Origin of the sequence: Bradyrhizobium sp. CCGB01 (genome assembly GCF_024199795.1) — a bacterium.
Taxonomy (GTDB): Bacteria; Pseudomonadota; Alphaproteobacteria; order Rhizobiales; family Xanthobacteraceae; genus Bradyrhizobium.
Genome location: NZ_JANADK010000001.1, coordinates 621,988 through 635,839, shown reverse-complemented (window position 1 = coordinate 635,839; position 13,852 = coordinate 621,988). Strand labels below are relative to the sequence as shown.

At 64.6% G+C, this 13,852-nt stretch carries 14 protein-coding genes; 7 read left to right on the top strand and 7 right to left on the bottom strand.

Annotated features, from left to right (window positions below):
• Window positions 1–51 precede the first annotated feature (51 nt).
• Window positions 52–1,161: a DUF937 domain-containing protein gene (locus NLM25_RS02770; protein WP_254135947.1), complete on the bottom strand. Its 1,110-nt coding sequence runs from the start codon at window positions 1,159–1,161 to the stop codon at window positions 52–54.
• A 236-nt stretch (window positions 1,162–1,397) separates the two neighbouring features.
• On the opposite strand from NLM25_RS02770, the gene NLM25_RS02765 reads away from it, so the two are divergent.
• Complete coding sequence (locus NLM25_RS02765) at window positions 1,398–2,087, top strand: aspartate/glutamate racemase family protein (RefSeq protein WP_254135946.1); 690 nt, start codon at window positions 1,398–1,400, stop codon at window positions 2,085–2,087.
• A 27-nt stretch (window positions 2,088–2,114) separates the two neighbouring features.
• Here NLM25_RS02765 and NLM25_RS02760 read toward each other — a convergent pair whose 3' ends face one another.
• From NLM25_RS02760 to NLM25_RS02755, 3 genes are all read right to left on the bottom strand, one after another.
• On the bottom strand, window positions 2,115–2,411 hold the full coding sequence (locus tag NLM25_RS02760) for a hypothetical protein (protein WP_254135945.1): 297 nt from the start codon (window positions 2,409–2,411) through the stop codon (window positions 2,115–2,117).
• A 131-nt stretch (window positions 2,412–2,542) separates the two neighbouring features.
• Complete coding sequence (locus NLM25_RS43855; protein WP_256565372.1) at window positions 2,543–2,668, bottom strand: hypothetical protein; 126 nt, start codon at window positions 2,666–2,668, stop codon at window positions 2,543–2,545.
• 111 nt (window positions 2,669–2,779) lie between these two features.
• Window positions 2,780–2,956 (bottom strand): hypothetical protein, encoded by a 177-nt coding sequence (locus tag NLM25_RS02755; RefSeq protein WP_254135944.1) that lies wholly within the window; start codon window positions 2,954–2,956, stop codon window positions 2,780–2,782.
• 133 nt (window positions 2,957–3,089) lie between these two features.
• Here NLM25_RS02755 and NLM25_RS02750 point away from each other — a divergent pair, with 133 nt between their 5' ends.
• The 3 genes from NLM25_RS02750 to NLM25_RS02740 all read left to right on the top strand — a co-directional run bounded on the left by NLM25_RS02750 (window position 3,090) and on the right by NLM25_RS02740 (window position 5,534).
• On the top strand, window positions 3,090–3,227 hold the full coding sequence (locus tag NLM25_RS02750; RefSeq protein WP_254115131.1) for a hypothetical protein: 138 nt from the start codon (window positions 3,090–3,092) through the stop codon (window positions 3,225–3,227).
• Window positions 3,228–3,352: 125 nt separating this feature from the next.
• Window positions 3,353–4,468, top strand: coding sequence for a beta-propeller fold lactonase family protein (locus NLM25_RS02745; protein WP_254135943.1), 1,116 nt, complete (start codon window positions 3,353–3,355; stop codon window positions 4,466–4,468).
• A gap of 178 nt (window positions 4,469–4,646) precedes the next feature.
• Window positions 4,647–5,534 carry an efflux RND transporter periplasmic adaptor subunit gene (locus NLM25_RS02740; protein WP_254135942.1) on the top strand — a complete coding sequence of 296 codons (888 nt, stop codon included), beginning with the start codon at window positions 4,647–4,649 and terminating at the stop codon, window positions 5,532–5,534.
• A 267-nt stretch (window positions 5,535–5,801) separates the two neighbouring features.
• Here the strand turns inward: NLM25_RS02740 and NLM25_RS02735 are convergent, their stop codons facing one another.
• Window positions 5,802–6,650 carry a caspase family protein gene (locus tag NLM25_RS02735; protein WP_254135941.1) on the bottom strand — a complete coding sequence of 283 codons (849 nt, stop codon included), beginning with the start codon at window positions 6,648–6,650 and terminating at the stop codon, window positions 5,802–5,804.
• A 426-nt stretch (window positions 6,651–7,076) separates the two neighbouring features.
• Between NLM25_RS02735 and NLM25_RS02730 the strand changes: the two genes are divergently transcribed.
• The 3 genes from NLM25_RS02730 (at window position 7,077) to NLM25_RS02720 (ending at window position 11,085) form a co-directional block, all read left to right on the top strand.
• Window positions 7,077–8,804 carry a hypothetical protein gene (locus NLM25_RS02730; RefSeq protein WP_254135940.1) on the top strand — a complete coding sequence of 576 codons (1,728 nt, stop codon included), beginning with the start codon at window positions 7,077–7,079 and terminating at the stop codon, window positions 8,802–8,804.
• Between the two features lie 247 nt (window positions 8,805–9,051).
• Entirely contained in the window at window positions 9,052–9,792 is a 741-nt protein-coding gene (locus NLM25_RS02725; RefSeq protein ID WP_254135939.1) for a thermonuclease family protein, read from the top strand.
• A 105-nt stretch (window positions 9,793–9,897) separates the two neighbouring features.
• Window positions 9,898–11,085 (top strand): alanine--glyoxylate aminotransferase family protein, encoded by a 1,188-nt coding sequence (locus NLM25_RS02720; RefSeq protein WP_254135938.1) that lies wholly within the window; start codon window positions 9,898–9,900, stop codon window positions 11,083–11,085.
• 105 nt (window positions 11,086–11,190) lie between these two features.
• On the opposite strand, the gene NLM25_RS02715 is transcribed toward NLM25_RS02720, so the two are convergent.
• Together NLM25_RS02715 and NLM25_RS02710 are read right to left on the bottom strand one after the other, a co-directional pair.
• The gene (locus NLM25_RS02715) at window positions 11,191–12,306 is read right to left on the bottom strand and encodes a hypothetical protein (RefSeq protein ID WP_254135937.1); all 1,116 of its coding nucleotides are present in this window, start codon (window positions 12,304–12,306) and stop codon (window positions 11,191–11,193) included.
• Window positions 12,306–13,742, bottom strand: coding sequence for an MBOAT family protein (locus tag NLM25_RS02710; protein ID WP_254135936.1), 1,437 nt, complete (start codon window positions 13,740–13,742; stop codon window positions 12,306–12,308). The genes NLM25_RS02715 and NLM25_RS02710 overlap by 1 nt, the downstream gene beginning before the upstream one ends.
• Window positions 13,743–13,852: the final 110 nt, after the last annotated feature.

Here is a 13,852-nt window from a genome sequence, read left to right as displayed (position 1 = left end):
TCGCGTCGCCGCAGGTTGGTGGCCAGATTGTTGCGCGCCACATCTAGACTTTTAGACTTTCGTCAGCGCATCGAGCTTGGCGCGAAGATTGTCAATCGTGGGTTTTGCGAGCGTGCCTGCGCCCGGCGTCGACAATACCTTGTCGCACATCTGATTGATCGTCGGCGTCGCCGCGATGATCAGCTTGGCAAGCGCGCTTCGCCCTTCCGGAGAAAGCTTGGCCGCCCGCGCCGTGATGCCATCCAGCTGCGCGATGGCGTCGTTGATCTTCGGCAGGGCTGCCTGCGCGCTGGCGTCATCGGTGATGGTCGGCAGTGCGGCCCTCAGCGTGCCCATCGACGAATCGATCTGGTTCGCCAGATTCACCCCGTCAACGGTCAAGTTCGCGGGCGCCAAGCCCACTGTTCCAGCTGCGGGTCGCGTGACCGTGGGACTCTGAGCGACCGTGGGCTCGGTGGGGCGCTGAAGCGCATACCAGCCAAGGCCGAGAACGATGGCCAGCGCGCCCAGCCAATATGGCCATTGCGCTCTGCCGGCGGCATAGGCGGCCTGGCTCGCGCCGGAGGCTACCCGTTCGGATGCGCCGGCGGCCGTGGCCATGCCACTGCGCGCTCCGGCTACCGTCTTGTCGATCAGGCCTGCGGCGCCGAGCTGATCCGCAAGCCCCGACGGGATCGCCGCCATGATCTGGTCCTTCTGCGAGCGCAGAAGCGACGCCAGTCCGTTTGCATCCAGCCCGGAGTCACGCTGCTGCTGACCGAGCATGCCCAGCACGAGCGGGCCGACCACGGATAGCAACGACTTTCCGCCGTTATCGTTCGTCCCGGCGAACTTGCCGATCGCCTGGGCCATGGTGTCCACGGTTCGGCCGCCAAACAGTCCGGACAACATGCTCGAGCCCATCTGGGCCAAGCCCTGAGCGCCGGAGTTGCGTAGCAGGTCGATGGGGTTAGGGCCTTGCTGTTGCGACAGCAGTTTCGATAGTTGGCTGGCGCCGGCCGGAGTGCCGACCAGATCGGCAAGGCTTGCCAGTATTGCGGGGATCGTTGCTCCCGCGGCCTTCTGCGCCGTGCTTCGGTCCATGCCGAGAAAGGAAGCAATCTGCGCAATGACGTCAGGCGTCAGGAGTTGCGCCGCAACTGAACTGAGATTGATGGCCATGGCGATTTCTCCACTACGTTGCAGGATGTGTCTGCTTGGTTCGCCCCCAATCCGTGAGTTTGCTGAGACAATCGTCGTTAGCTCAAACGCTGGCCTATCATCCGGCGCCTTGATCTAGATCAACGAGTTCAGCTCAGGGCAAAAGTGGCAAACGGGTCAGCAATCCTCCACTACGATGGCGAGCTTCGGCTTCTTCGCTTACGATCCCCACATTGGATCATTTTCGGAGCCGCGGAATGCGAACGATTGGCCTGATTGGGGGCATGAGCTGGGAGAGCACGGCGCTCTACTACAAGCTCATCAACGAGCGGGTCCGCGATCGCATGGGCAAGCTGCATTCGGCCCCGCTGCTGATGTATTCCTACGACTTTCAAGAGATCAAGGAGATGCAATATGCCGGCCGCTGGGACGAAGCGGCCGCGAGCCTTGCGGAGGTCGCGCGGCGTCTCGAGGACGCCGGCGCGCGTGCGATCGTGCTGTGCACCAACACGATGCACAAGCTCGCGCCCGACATCATGTCGCGCGTGACCATTCCCTTCATTCACATCGGCGACGCAACGGCGGAGCGTATCAGGGCCAGAGGGTACCGGCGGGTCGGCCTGCTCGGCACGAAATTCACGATGGAGGAGGACTTTTACATCGCCCGGCTGCGCGCGCACGATCTCGACGTCCTGATACCTCCCGCCGACGAGCGGGCCGACGTGAACCGCATCATCTATGACGAACTGTGCCTCGGCATCGCCTCCGCGCCTTCGCGCCGTCGCTATCGGGACGTGATGGCGGCGCTCGTCGCCCGCGGCGCCGAGTGCGTCATCCTCGGCTGCACCGAGATCACGATGCTGGTCGGCCGCGACGACACGACGGTCGAGACGTTCGACACGACGGCCATTCACGCCGAGACAGCGGCCGATTTCGCGATCGGATGAGCGCGCCGGCGTGGCTTCGCGGCAGAGCTATTGGACGTTCGTCATTGAAAGCAATTCCAGCTTCGCCGCCGATGTCTCCAGCAACCGGACTTGCGCCGTGCGCCGAGGGTCATTCCGGTAATTCTGAAAGTCCGCTTCGGACGCGAAGCTGACGATGTGCACCTCCGTAGTGCCGTCCTGGCTTCGAAGGCGACGCTCCAGACGCCCGCCAAACTCCCCCAGCAGCGGCAGGACCGCAGCCTCGTAGGCCTGGAAGTCCGCGATACCCTCTTCGGGTATCCGGGCCACGAGCACGAAGGTCAGGAGGCTGGCCTGGTCGGACATCGCCGGAATCTCACGCGGGCATTGACGGCGATGCATCCTGCGGTCGCCGCTTCACAGCGTCAATGAACGCGTTGGATCAAGCAGCAAAGGCGAGCAGCGATCAGGCGGAATGTCCGGAGAGATGCGAAAATTCACATCAGCCGTCGTTTGGCCGCGCGCACCTCGGCGATTTCGGAATCGGGATGGCTGACGATGGTGGCAACCCAGATGCCGCTGATGATCAGCGACCACGCGGTGTTCCAATAAATCCAAAACATCTGCCAGCCTCCGTTTCGATCTCCTCCGCCCGCGGGATCAAGCTAACGGCAAGGCAAGGCGGTCGTTCCCGGCGCGATTGCGGCACGGCGGTGTGCGGGCGAAACGCGGCGCTATTTTTTGTTGGTCGGCGGCGAGCCGCGATCGGTTTGACCGGTGTGGCGCTTTGCCACGACGTCCTCATCGCGCTCGCCCTCGCGCGGGCGCGGCGGCGGCTGGGGCTGGCCTTTCTGGCCGCCATGCTTGCCGCCCATGTCGGGCTTGCCTTCGAGGTCGTTTTCACGGGGCATGCGGGGTCAATGCGCTCGCGCGGCATTGGTTCGCAATGACGTTGTGACGTTTGCCTGTGAACGAGTTCATAGGATCGTCGCCGTTTGCAGTGCACGATCGCAGGTGCCTCAAACGACGGACGGACCTGGCCTGATGCGGAAACGGCTCGTCACCTGGACCATTTTGACTTGCGCGCTGCTTGCCGTGGCCGTTTGGGGCCTGCTCGGAGCACCCAACACTGCGTCCGGCCCGCATCTGCCGTCCCGCAGCCTGACGGCGGCGGTGCGGTAGCCGTCCCGCGCGACCGATACAATTTCGGCATCGATCGATCCCAACTGGAATTTGGTGCGGCGGCACGGCTCCCGCTATCCTCCACGGCAAAACGACGATGCCGTACCGGCCCAAGGAGGAGCCCCATGTTGAAACCGACACGCCGCAGCGCGCCACGCGTTGCGGTCGCCACCACCCTCGCCTTCCTCGCTTTCATTTCTGGAGCCCGCCCCGGCATGGCCGAGACCTTCGCCTATGTCGGCAACGCCGACAGCAACGACATCAGCGTGTTCAAGATGGCCGCGAGCGGAGAGATGACACCGGTGCAGACCGCCGCCTTCACCGGCGTCGACAAGCCCGGCTCCTCGACGCCGCTGGCGATCACGCCCGACCACCGCGTCCTGATTGCCGGCGTGCGCTCGCAGCCCTTCCTCGCGGTGAGCTTCGCGGTCGATCCCAAGACGGGCCAGCTCAGCCATATCGGCAACGGCCCGCTCGCCGACAGCATGGCGAACATCGCGAGCGACCGCGGCGGCAAATTCCTGTTCAGCGCCTCCTATGGCGGCAACAAGGTCGCGCTCAATCCGCTCAACGCAAACGGCGTCGCCGGCGAGCCGAAGCAGGTGATCCCGACCGGGCTGAACGCGCACGCCTTCCTGCCCTCGCCCGACAACCGATTTGTGTTCGCGACCAATCTCGGCTCCGATCAGGTTCTGAGCTTCGCATTCGACGCTACGGCCGGCACGCTGACGCCGAGCGATCCGCCTGTCATCAAGGTGCCGGAGAAATCGGGGCCACGGCACTTCGTGTTTCATCCCAACGGCAAGTTCGTCTATCTCGTCCACGAGCTGAACGGCGATGTCGCGGCGTTCGCCTATGAGGCCAAGAGCGGCGCCTGGACCGAGATCCAGCGCACCACCGCACTGCCGGAAGGGTTTAACGGCAAACCCTGGGCGGCCGACATCCACATCACCCCGGACGGCCGTTTCCTCTACGCCTCCGAGCGCACCACCAATACGCTCGCCGGCTACAAGGTCGACGCAACAAGCGGCAAGCTGACCGCGATCGGCAGCGTGCCGACTGAGAAGCAGCCGCGCGGCTTCCACATCGATCCCGCAGGGCGCTACCTCGCCGCGGTCGGCGAGCTCTCCGACAGCATGACGGTCTATGCGATCGACCAGAGCAGCGGCGCATTGGCCAAACTGAAATCCTATCCCACCGGCAAGAAGCCGAACTGGGTGGAGTTCTTGAACCTGCCGTGAACTTACCCTCCCCTGGAGGGGAGGGTAAGGGCGGCGAACCTATTTGCTTGTGCGAAGACTAATTCGACAGGCGGCATCGCGCCGCCTGCGCTGCTTCATTCTCATCCGGCCGGCCCATGGTCCGGTGCGCGCGCTTCTGCTAACGATGAGGCCGTCAAGGCCCCAACCGGAATGACCGATGCGTCCATTGCCTGCGCGTTCCTTTTCCCAAAAGCTCGTTGCTCTCGCCGGACTGGCTCTGCTGTCCGGACAGCCCACGCTCGCCGCCGATGACGATACGCCCAAGGGGCCCGCGGTCACGGTGCTGAAGGTCGCAAAATCCTGCTTCTCCGACATCGTCGAGGCCACCGGCACGATCATCGCGCGCGAGGAGACCTCCGTGCGGCCGGAGCGTCCCGGCCTGAAGGTCACGGACGTGCTGGCGGAAGCCGGCGACACCATCACGGCCGGCCAGGTGCTGGCGCGGCTGGCGCTGCCCGAAGGCGGCACGCTTCAGGTCACCGCCCCGGTGGCGGGCGTGATCGCGACCTCGACCGCGCAGATCGGCAACTTCGCCTCGGCCAAGGGCGAGGCGCTGTTCACGATCGTGGCGCGCAGCGAATACGATCTCGTCGGCCTGGTCGCGACTACCGACATCAGGAAGCTCGCGGTCAACCAGCAGGCGACCGTGCGCGTTGCCGGCGCCGGCGATCTCGACGGCAAGGTGCGTCGCATCGGACCGACCGTCGAGCCGAACATCCAGCAGGGCATGGTCTATATCGGCATCAACTCGCAGAAGAGGCTGTTGCTGAAGGCGAGCGGGCGCGCGCTGATCAAGACCGGGCAGAGCTGCAACGTCGCGGTGCCGCTGACCGCCGTGCAGTATTCCACCGCCGGCACCGTCGTGCAGGTGATCCGCCGCAACCGCGTCGAGACCAAGCGTGTCGAGGTCGGCTTGATGTCGGGCGGCAATATCGAGGTGCGTGACGGCCTCAACGAAGGCGACGTCGTCGTCGCCCGCGCCGGCGCAATCTTGCGCGAAGGCGATCCGGTGCGCCCGGTGATGGCCACGGAAGCGGCGAAGTAGCGGCCACTTCGTAGGGTGGGTTACCAAGCTGAGAGAGAAGCGGTGGATTACGCCTTCGGCTAATCCACCCTACACGTGATGGATTGCTTCGCTTCGCTCGCAATGACGATGGAGAGGCAGACGCGCCCCGCACACGCATGCCGCAGGGTGGGCAAAGCGTAGCGTGCCCACGTCTTTCTATCAGAATGTTCGAAAGATAAGGATCGTGGGCACGGCGCGTTGCGCCTTTGCCCACCCTACGAGAGCTCGCGAGCCCTCGGAAAAAACTTAGCCGCCGGCCTGATCGAACTGCACATCCTCGAGCAGCGAGGAGGAGATGGTCGGGACCTGATCGCCTTCGGAGGCGCGGGAGATCGCGATGCGGGTCTTGTTGAAGACGCCTTCGGCGCTGCCCTGCGCATTGAGGTTGGTGAGGAACTCGCCGACCAGCACGCTGTGCTCGCCCTTGCCGTCGTCGACGACCTTGCCGGGCGACGCCGAGGAGAGGATCAGCGCATTGTCGGTCGCGCTGATCGGCGCGAGACCGTGGCTGTAGGAGCGGAAGCGGCGCTCATAGGGATTGCGGCGGGACGCATCGACGACGACGAGCTTGGCCTTGGCGCCCTGCTCCTTCATCATCTCGAGCACGCCGTCGATCGAGACGCCCTGGCGGCGCACGTCGCTTTCCTTCCAGATCACGGCATCGACCGGCAGCATGTAGCTCTGCCGGCCGGTCTGCACGCCGTAGCCGCCGAAGAACAGCATCACTGTGGTGTCGCGCTTGATCCGGGACTTCAGGCGATTGACGGCGCGGACCATGTCGTCCTTGGTGGCGTCTTCCACCATGTCGACGTCAAAGCCGCTCTTGCGCAAGCTCGAGGACAGCGCGCGGGCGTCGTTGATCGACTGCGTCAGCGGCGCGCTGGCGTCGGGATAATGTCCATTGCCGATGACGAGGGCGAGGCGGGACGTCTGGCCGATCGAGCCGGCGACCTGGTCAGTCGAGACGGCCTTGGCGGCATCGATCGCGCGCATGTTAAGGGCAGCATGAGCGCCGATCACGAGCGACACCGTGCCGACGAGGGCCGCGGCAACCGCGATCGTGCGGCGGGAAATGTCGAGCTGCCTTACATTCATCTCGCTTCATTCCTGTCAGTGCCAAAGACCAGCCAAGCGCGCGCACACAGATTGAGTAGCGCGATAGCGTCTTCAGGTTTGAGGGATTGGCCGGGGATGTGCCCCCGAATTGCGCGCAATTTGCGGCGCCGCACCAAACAAACCCTTAACCGGATATAGCCTCCCGGGCAATAGATTGCCAAAAAATTGACCTAACATGCTGATTATATTAGTTAATCCCCCGAGCCAGTTTTCGCCATTTTTTGCCCATCCCGTAGCCTTCCGGAGGCTGATCATGCAGCCCTCGTGCCGGTTTTTTTCGTGACATCCGTCACATTTGTTTTTCCTGCGAATCCGGGTAGCTTTTTCAAAGACTTGCAGGGGGTGGCACGCAGATGGGAGCGTGCCGGCCGGCCCCCGGGCCAAGACCCCGCGACCAGGTATTTCATGAACTTTCATTATTTCGCCGGCGCCGCCTGCCGGGCGCTGACGGCGCGGAAAGACGGCCCCTCGCTTTACGACGTCTGCGATCCCGTATTGTCTGCTACCGCCAGCGGCGATCCGCATCTGGCCAAGTTCTACAAGACCGCGCTCGGCAATCCCGCACTGCGGATCCTGCTGCGACGCGCGGGCGTGCCCGAGCTGCGCAACGAGGCGAAGCTGACGCGGCTGCGCGATGCACTCGCCCGTGCCCGCGACGAGGCCGAGCCCGACTGGGCAGCGGTCGGCCAGCCCGTCGCGGATCTCGTCGACGGCATCGCGCTCGACCATCCGAAGCCGCCGCCGGCAATATTCACCGGCTCAGCACCTTCGCAGGTGCAGATCGACGGCGTGATCCGCGACTGCGCGCAACACCTGCTCGGCTCGTACCGCAAGAACGGTTTCCTGCCGACCTATGCCGCCTTCAACCTGATCGGCGATCCTGATTTCCGCGGGCGCGAGCTGACCATGGCGCTCACGGGGCTGAACGCGCGCGGCTACAAGAATTCGTCGCTGCTGTTCAACCTCGCCCGCGTTTTCATCGCGCGCTCGCCCGCGCGTGCCGTGGTCAATCCACCCTGGACCGGCATTGCCGAGCCGATGTGGGAGCCGGTGCAGATCCGCCACCGCTCGGCCTATTACGACGCGTTCTTCATCGAGGCGCTGCTGAGCTATGTCGAGACCGGACTCGCCTCGCCGGCCGACAAGATTGCGGCCGAGCGTGCGGTCGCCGACATGGTCGATTTCTGCGTCAACATCAGCCGCGAGGAGGTCGAGGGCAGCGACGGCGCGCGGTTCAACGTCATCACCGCGCTCGCGCCGGCGCCGCATCCGCGCTTTTCCCGCTACTTCGCCCAGATCAAGCAGGACCTCGGCTTCGGCGTTTACGTGCCGGATTGCGACACCACGGCGTGCTCGATCTCGGCAGCGACGCAAGCCGGCTGCACCGATCCGATCATCGACCAGCCGCTGCTCGACTTCTACGCGGACTACCAGGTGCGCGCCGGTGTCAACGAGCCGCGCGTGACGGTGCCGCTCAACGACAATATCGACTACGAGGGCGGCGTCGCGACCTGGATCGACAACCTCAAGGGCGAGCGGCCCTACGGCAACGATCTCGATCCAACGCTCAATCTCGACATTCTCGAGGTGAGCTTCCGCAATCTGGCGCGCTGGAAAATTTTGGAAACGCCGGCGCGGCTGGCGACCGTGCATCGCATCATCGGCTTCCAGAAGCGGCTGGCGGCGAGCGGTGCCTTCGCCAATCCGCGCTCGCACATCTATTACCTGCCGGAGCTCTACAGCGCCTATTTCGGCCGCTGCTACGCGGCCTTCCTGGCGCTGCCGCTGGCGGCGCAGGCCGCGATCGATCCCGACGGCGATTTCGATTTCATCCGTCATCGCGTGCTCTCCTACGTCAAGGGCGAGCTGATGGCCGCGGAGATGAACGTGTTCGACGCGGCGCTAGCGCTGATCGCGCTCGGCCATCTCGGCGCCGACCCGCGCGCGTTCGCGCCGGCGCTGAACGTCATCGTGGCAAGCCTCGGTGAAGGCGGCCGCCGTGGCCCGTTCCGCGCCTATGAATGGAACAAGATGAAGACGCCGACACGGATTTTGGTGGGCGGTCCGGAGGTGACGTCGGCGTTCGTGCTGATGGCGCTGGCGGTGGCCAAGCGCGCGATGGCGCGGGAGTGAGGGTAGGTCTCGTAGGGTGGGTTAGCCTTGCGGCTGCGCGAAGCGCAGTCGCTTGGCGTAACCCACCACTTCTGTCGCTGCGGAGACCAAAGAGGTGGGTTACGCCTTCGGCTAACCCACCCTACGAGAGCGGCGCATGCAATGACGGGAAGTTGAAAGCCCATCTGTTAGGCATACGCTGGCCCGGAGGCCAAAAGCCGACCACAATTGCGGGGTCTATCGAGATTTTCTTCACACGCGGACCGGCATGTTGCGAAAAATCCTGATTGCGCTGTCACTGCTCGCCTTGTCCTTGCCCGGCTGGCCGTCGCTGGCGGAGGCCGCCGACATCACCGGCACCGCGAAGGTCCGCGCCGGCGATGCCGTCGTGATCGGGAACACGCGAATTCGGCTCGGCGGCATCGACGCGCCCGCGGTCGACCAGCTCTGCCTCAACACCAAGAGCGAGCGCTGGACCTGCGGCGTTGCCGCCCGCGACGAGCTCGCCAAATTCGCCGAGGGCAAGAACTGGGTCTGCCATGCCCGCGCGATCGACCGGCGCGGCCGCACCGTGGCGCGCTGCGAGGTCGGCGGCGAGGACATCCAGAAATGGCTGGTGCGCGCCGGCTGGGCGCTGGCTTATGCCCGCGTCTCCAAGGACTACGAACCCGATGAGGCCGCCGCGCGTGAGGCCAAGGCCGGCATGTGGCAGGGCGCCTTCATCGCGCCCTGGGACTGGCGCGTCCGCAACAAGAAGACCCCCATTCTGGGCGCGACCAAGCCGCCCGAAGGGGCGCACGCGGTGCTGCTCGCCTCGGCCTCCGGGCCGGTCGCGCCCTCGCCGGACTGCACCATCAAGGGCAATGTCAACACCGCCGGCGAGTGCATCTATCACCAGCCGACCAGCCGCTGGTACACCCAGATCAAGATGAAAATCAGCAAGGGCACCCGCTGGTTCTGCTCGGTGGAAGAGGCCGAAGCCGCCGGCTGCCGGGAAACGAAGAGATAGAGCCCCAGACCTGCGTTTTGCGCGCTTTTCTCGAGCGCTCGCGGCGCGTAAAATCGTGATCCAGCAACCCACCATCCCGTTCTCAAGCAACAAGGACCAACAGCAATGACCGTTCGCGCGGGCCGGGAATTTCTGGCCATCCCCGGGCCCACCACGATGCCCGACGAGGTGCTGCGGGCGATGCATCGTCCGGCGATCGATATCTACTCCAAGGAGATGCACGAGCTGACCGACACCCTGCTCGCCGATATCTCGAAGCTGTTTGCGACCAAGGGCAAGTCTTACATCTACATCGCCAACGGCCACGGCGCCTGGGAAGCCGCGCTGAGCAACGTTTTGTCGCGCGGCGACAAGGTGCTGGTGCTGGAGAGCGGACGCTTCGCGATCGGCTGGGGCAATGCGGCGGCGCTGATGGGCGCCGAGGTCGAGGTGCTCAAGGGCGACTGGCGCCGCGCGGTGCGGCCGAGCGAGGTCGAGGAGCGCCTGCGCCGCGACAAGGAGCACACCATCAAGGCCGTCGTCGTCGTCCAGGTCGACACGGCCTCCGGCGTGCAGAACGACATCGAGGCGATCGGCAAGGCGATCAAGGCGGCCGGCCATCCCGCGCTGTACATGGTCGACACCGTCGCGTCCCTCGGCTGCATGCCGTTCGAGATGGACAAATGGGGCGTCGACGTCGCGATGTCCGGTTCGCAGAAGGGCCTGATGACGCCGCCGGGCCTCGGCTTCGTCTCCGCCAACGCGCGCGCGCAGGAAGTGCACAAGAAAGCCAACATGGCGACGCCCTATTGGAGCTGGAGCGAGCGCGAGGGCACCGAGAACTATCGCAAATATGCCGGCACGGCGCCGGTGCATCTGCTGTTCGCGCTGCGCCAGGCGATCGACCTCTTGCACGAGGAAGGCCTGGAGAACGCCTTCCGCCGCCACAGCCTGCTTGGCGAAGCCGCACGCCGCGCGGTCGCCGCATGGTCGGAAGGCCAGGTGCTCGGCTTCAACGTCGCGGAGGCCAGCGAACGCTCCAACACCGTGACCACGGTGACCATGAACAACGGCCATGATCCCGCGGTGCTGCAACGCTATTGCAAGGACAAGTGCGGCGTCGTGCTCGGCACCGGCATCGGCGATCTCTCGGGACAAGCCTTCCGCATCGCCCATATGGGCCACGTCAACGCGCCGATGCTGCTCGGCACGCTGGGCGTGATCGAGATCGGATTGAATGCGCTGAAGATCCCGCACGGCAAGGGCGGGCTGGAAGCGGCGGTGTCTTATCTCGGTGAAGAGGTGGCGGCGTAGGCGCGGCCACGCTGTCGTCCTGCGAACGCGGTCTTGTAGCCCGGGTGAGCGAAGCGACACCCGGGATCTTGCGCGAGGCCCCGCATGTCGCTTCGCTCATGCGGGCTACGGCAGATTCGACCGCGGCACCTGATACGCCTCGACCTGCGCCTTCAGCTCATCCAGCGACGCAGTCGGCTTCTTCGGATCGACCCGATACTCCCCGCTCGCCAGCCATTGCAGCACTTTCGCATCAATCACCGGCGAATGGTGGATGACGTCGGCGTAATTGTCGAGGTCGTGCGTCACCGCCTTGATCGCGCGGAAATCGTGGAGGCGCACATTGGGAAGCTGCGTCAGGCGCTGCGCAATGACGGCGGTGAGGTCCGTCACGATCTTCAGCGTCGCAGGCGAGGCATCGCGCATCGCGACGAATTGCAGGATCGAATAGGGCGGGAAGTAGATGTCGAAGGCGACATCCGGATGGCGCGCGATCAGGCCGACGGCGTCGCGCTCGAAATGCCGGACCATGGCGTCGTAACCATAGCCTTCGCCGAGGAAGCGGCTGCGCACGGGACTGGTGATGTAGGCGAAGGAGGCAAACGTCTTCTTCGCGTTGTAGTCCCGCGCAACGTCGAAATCCCGTGGCAGCGCGTAGATGTCATCGACATCCGCGAGCGCGAACTTGACGGGCAGATAAGGCGCTGCCCGGGTCAGCGGCTCCTGTAGCGGCGGGAGCGAGCGCAGCAGCGCGAACGCGGATTCCTTCGCCATCGCGGCACTGAACACATACGACGCGATCCCCTTGGCCGTCCCGCGATAGAGATCGACGGAGAGAAAGGGATCGGCTTCGATGTCGGCCGCATCGACAAAGATGAAATCGTCCATCTGCCAGATCACGCGCCTTGCGCCGCGGGCGATCGCCTGCTCCAGCACAAAACTCTGCTGGCGCGAGTTCGAGCCGGTCATCGCCAGCTTGAGCGAATGCACGCCGAGCGCGCGATCGATGTCGCTCTGGCGGAAATGAATCGCGAGCGAGGTGCCCATGAAGGCGGCGTCGAACGGCTGGCTGCGGATCAGCCCGGCATTCTGCACGCGCGTCTCGTCGGAATAGAAGGCGACGAGACGCGAGGGGCGAAACAGCTGCAGGGGATCGACGGCGTAGGTGAGCACTGCTGCGCCCAGCGTGCACACGATGCTCGCGAGGAGGAGACGCCTCAAATATTTGAATGTGCCCCGCATCAGAACCGGAAATAGATGAATTCGCTGTGGCTCTGGATGCCGAGAATCCCGAGAGCGAGCACCAGCGACGCGCCGTAAAGGACCAGCGGCCGCATCCGCCCTGCCCGCAAATTCTCACCGACCCTGCGATTGTCGTGATCGTATCCCATGATGCCCTGCGTGTTCGGCGCCAGCCGCGCCAGCGCAGCATAGATGGCCACCAGCACCAGCGCCGCGATCTCCTCGCGGCCGAAGACGATATTCGAGGGATCGGCCATGGCATGGAGGACCCGCAGCGCCCAAGCAACGCTCTCGGCGCGGAAGAACACCCAGGCCACGACGACCGCGAGGAAAGTCAGCACCGCCCCGGCGATACCAGCCGGGCGCGCAAGAGGCGCCGGAATGTTCGGCACCAGCGCATTGAAGGCGTGATTGACGCAGAGATAGACGCCGTGCAGCGCACCCCACACCACGAACGTCCAGGCCGCGCCGTGCCAGAGCCCGCCGAGCAGCATCGTGACCATCAGATTGACGTAGCGCAGCACGCGGCCGCGGCGATTGCCGCCAAGCGAGATGTAGAGGTAGTCGCGCAGGAACTGCGACAAGGTCATGTGCCAGCGGCGCCAGAACTCGACGATGCTGGTGGCCTTGTAGGGCGAGTTGAAGTTGACGGGCAGGAAGATGCCGAACATCAGCGAGATCCCGATCGCCATGTCGGAATAGCCGGAGAAATCGAAATAGAGCTGGAAGGTGTAGGCGAGCGCGCCGAGCCAGGCCTGGTCGAAGCTCGGCGAGCGCGCCTCGAAGGCGAGCGCGACCAGCGGCTGGATGCCGTCGGCAAGGCAGGTCTTCTTGAACAGGCCGATCGCGAAGATGATGATTCCGCAGAGAATGAGATGCGCGTCGGGGAACTTGGTCTCCTTCCGCTCGAACTGCGGAATCATGTCCTTGTGATGGAGGATCGGCCCCGCGATCAGATGCGGAAAGTAAGTCACGAACAGCGTGTAATGCGGCAGCGCATAGGCCGCGACCTGTCCACGATAGGCATCGACCAGGAATGCGATCTGGGTGAAGGTGTAGAAGGAGATGCCGACCGGCAGCAGGATGTGAACGGCGAAATGCGTGCCGGCCAGCGCGTTGATGTTCTCGGTGACGAAGCCGGCATATTTGAAGATGCCGAGCACGAGAAGGTCGCCGACGACGCCAAGAGCGAGCGCCGCCTTCCGTTGCGACGCACCGAGCTTCGCCACGATCAGGAGATGGCCGACGCCATAGTTGAAGGCGATCGAGAGCAGCAGCAGGGCCACGAACTGCCAGTTGCCGATGGCGTAGAAAGCGAGCGAAGCTGCCGCCAGCCAGATCACCGGGGTCAGATTGCTGCGCCGCCCCAGCCAGAAATAGCCGGCCAGCACGACCGGCAGGAACAGCAGGATGAACGGGTAGGAATTGAACAGCATCAGGCTGGACCGGCGGCGGGAATATCGCCCCTCAAAGCACACAAGGGGCGGATCAACAACCCGGCGACTTGGCGCAGTCCTTTCAGGCCGCTGGCAATTCGCGGAATCGG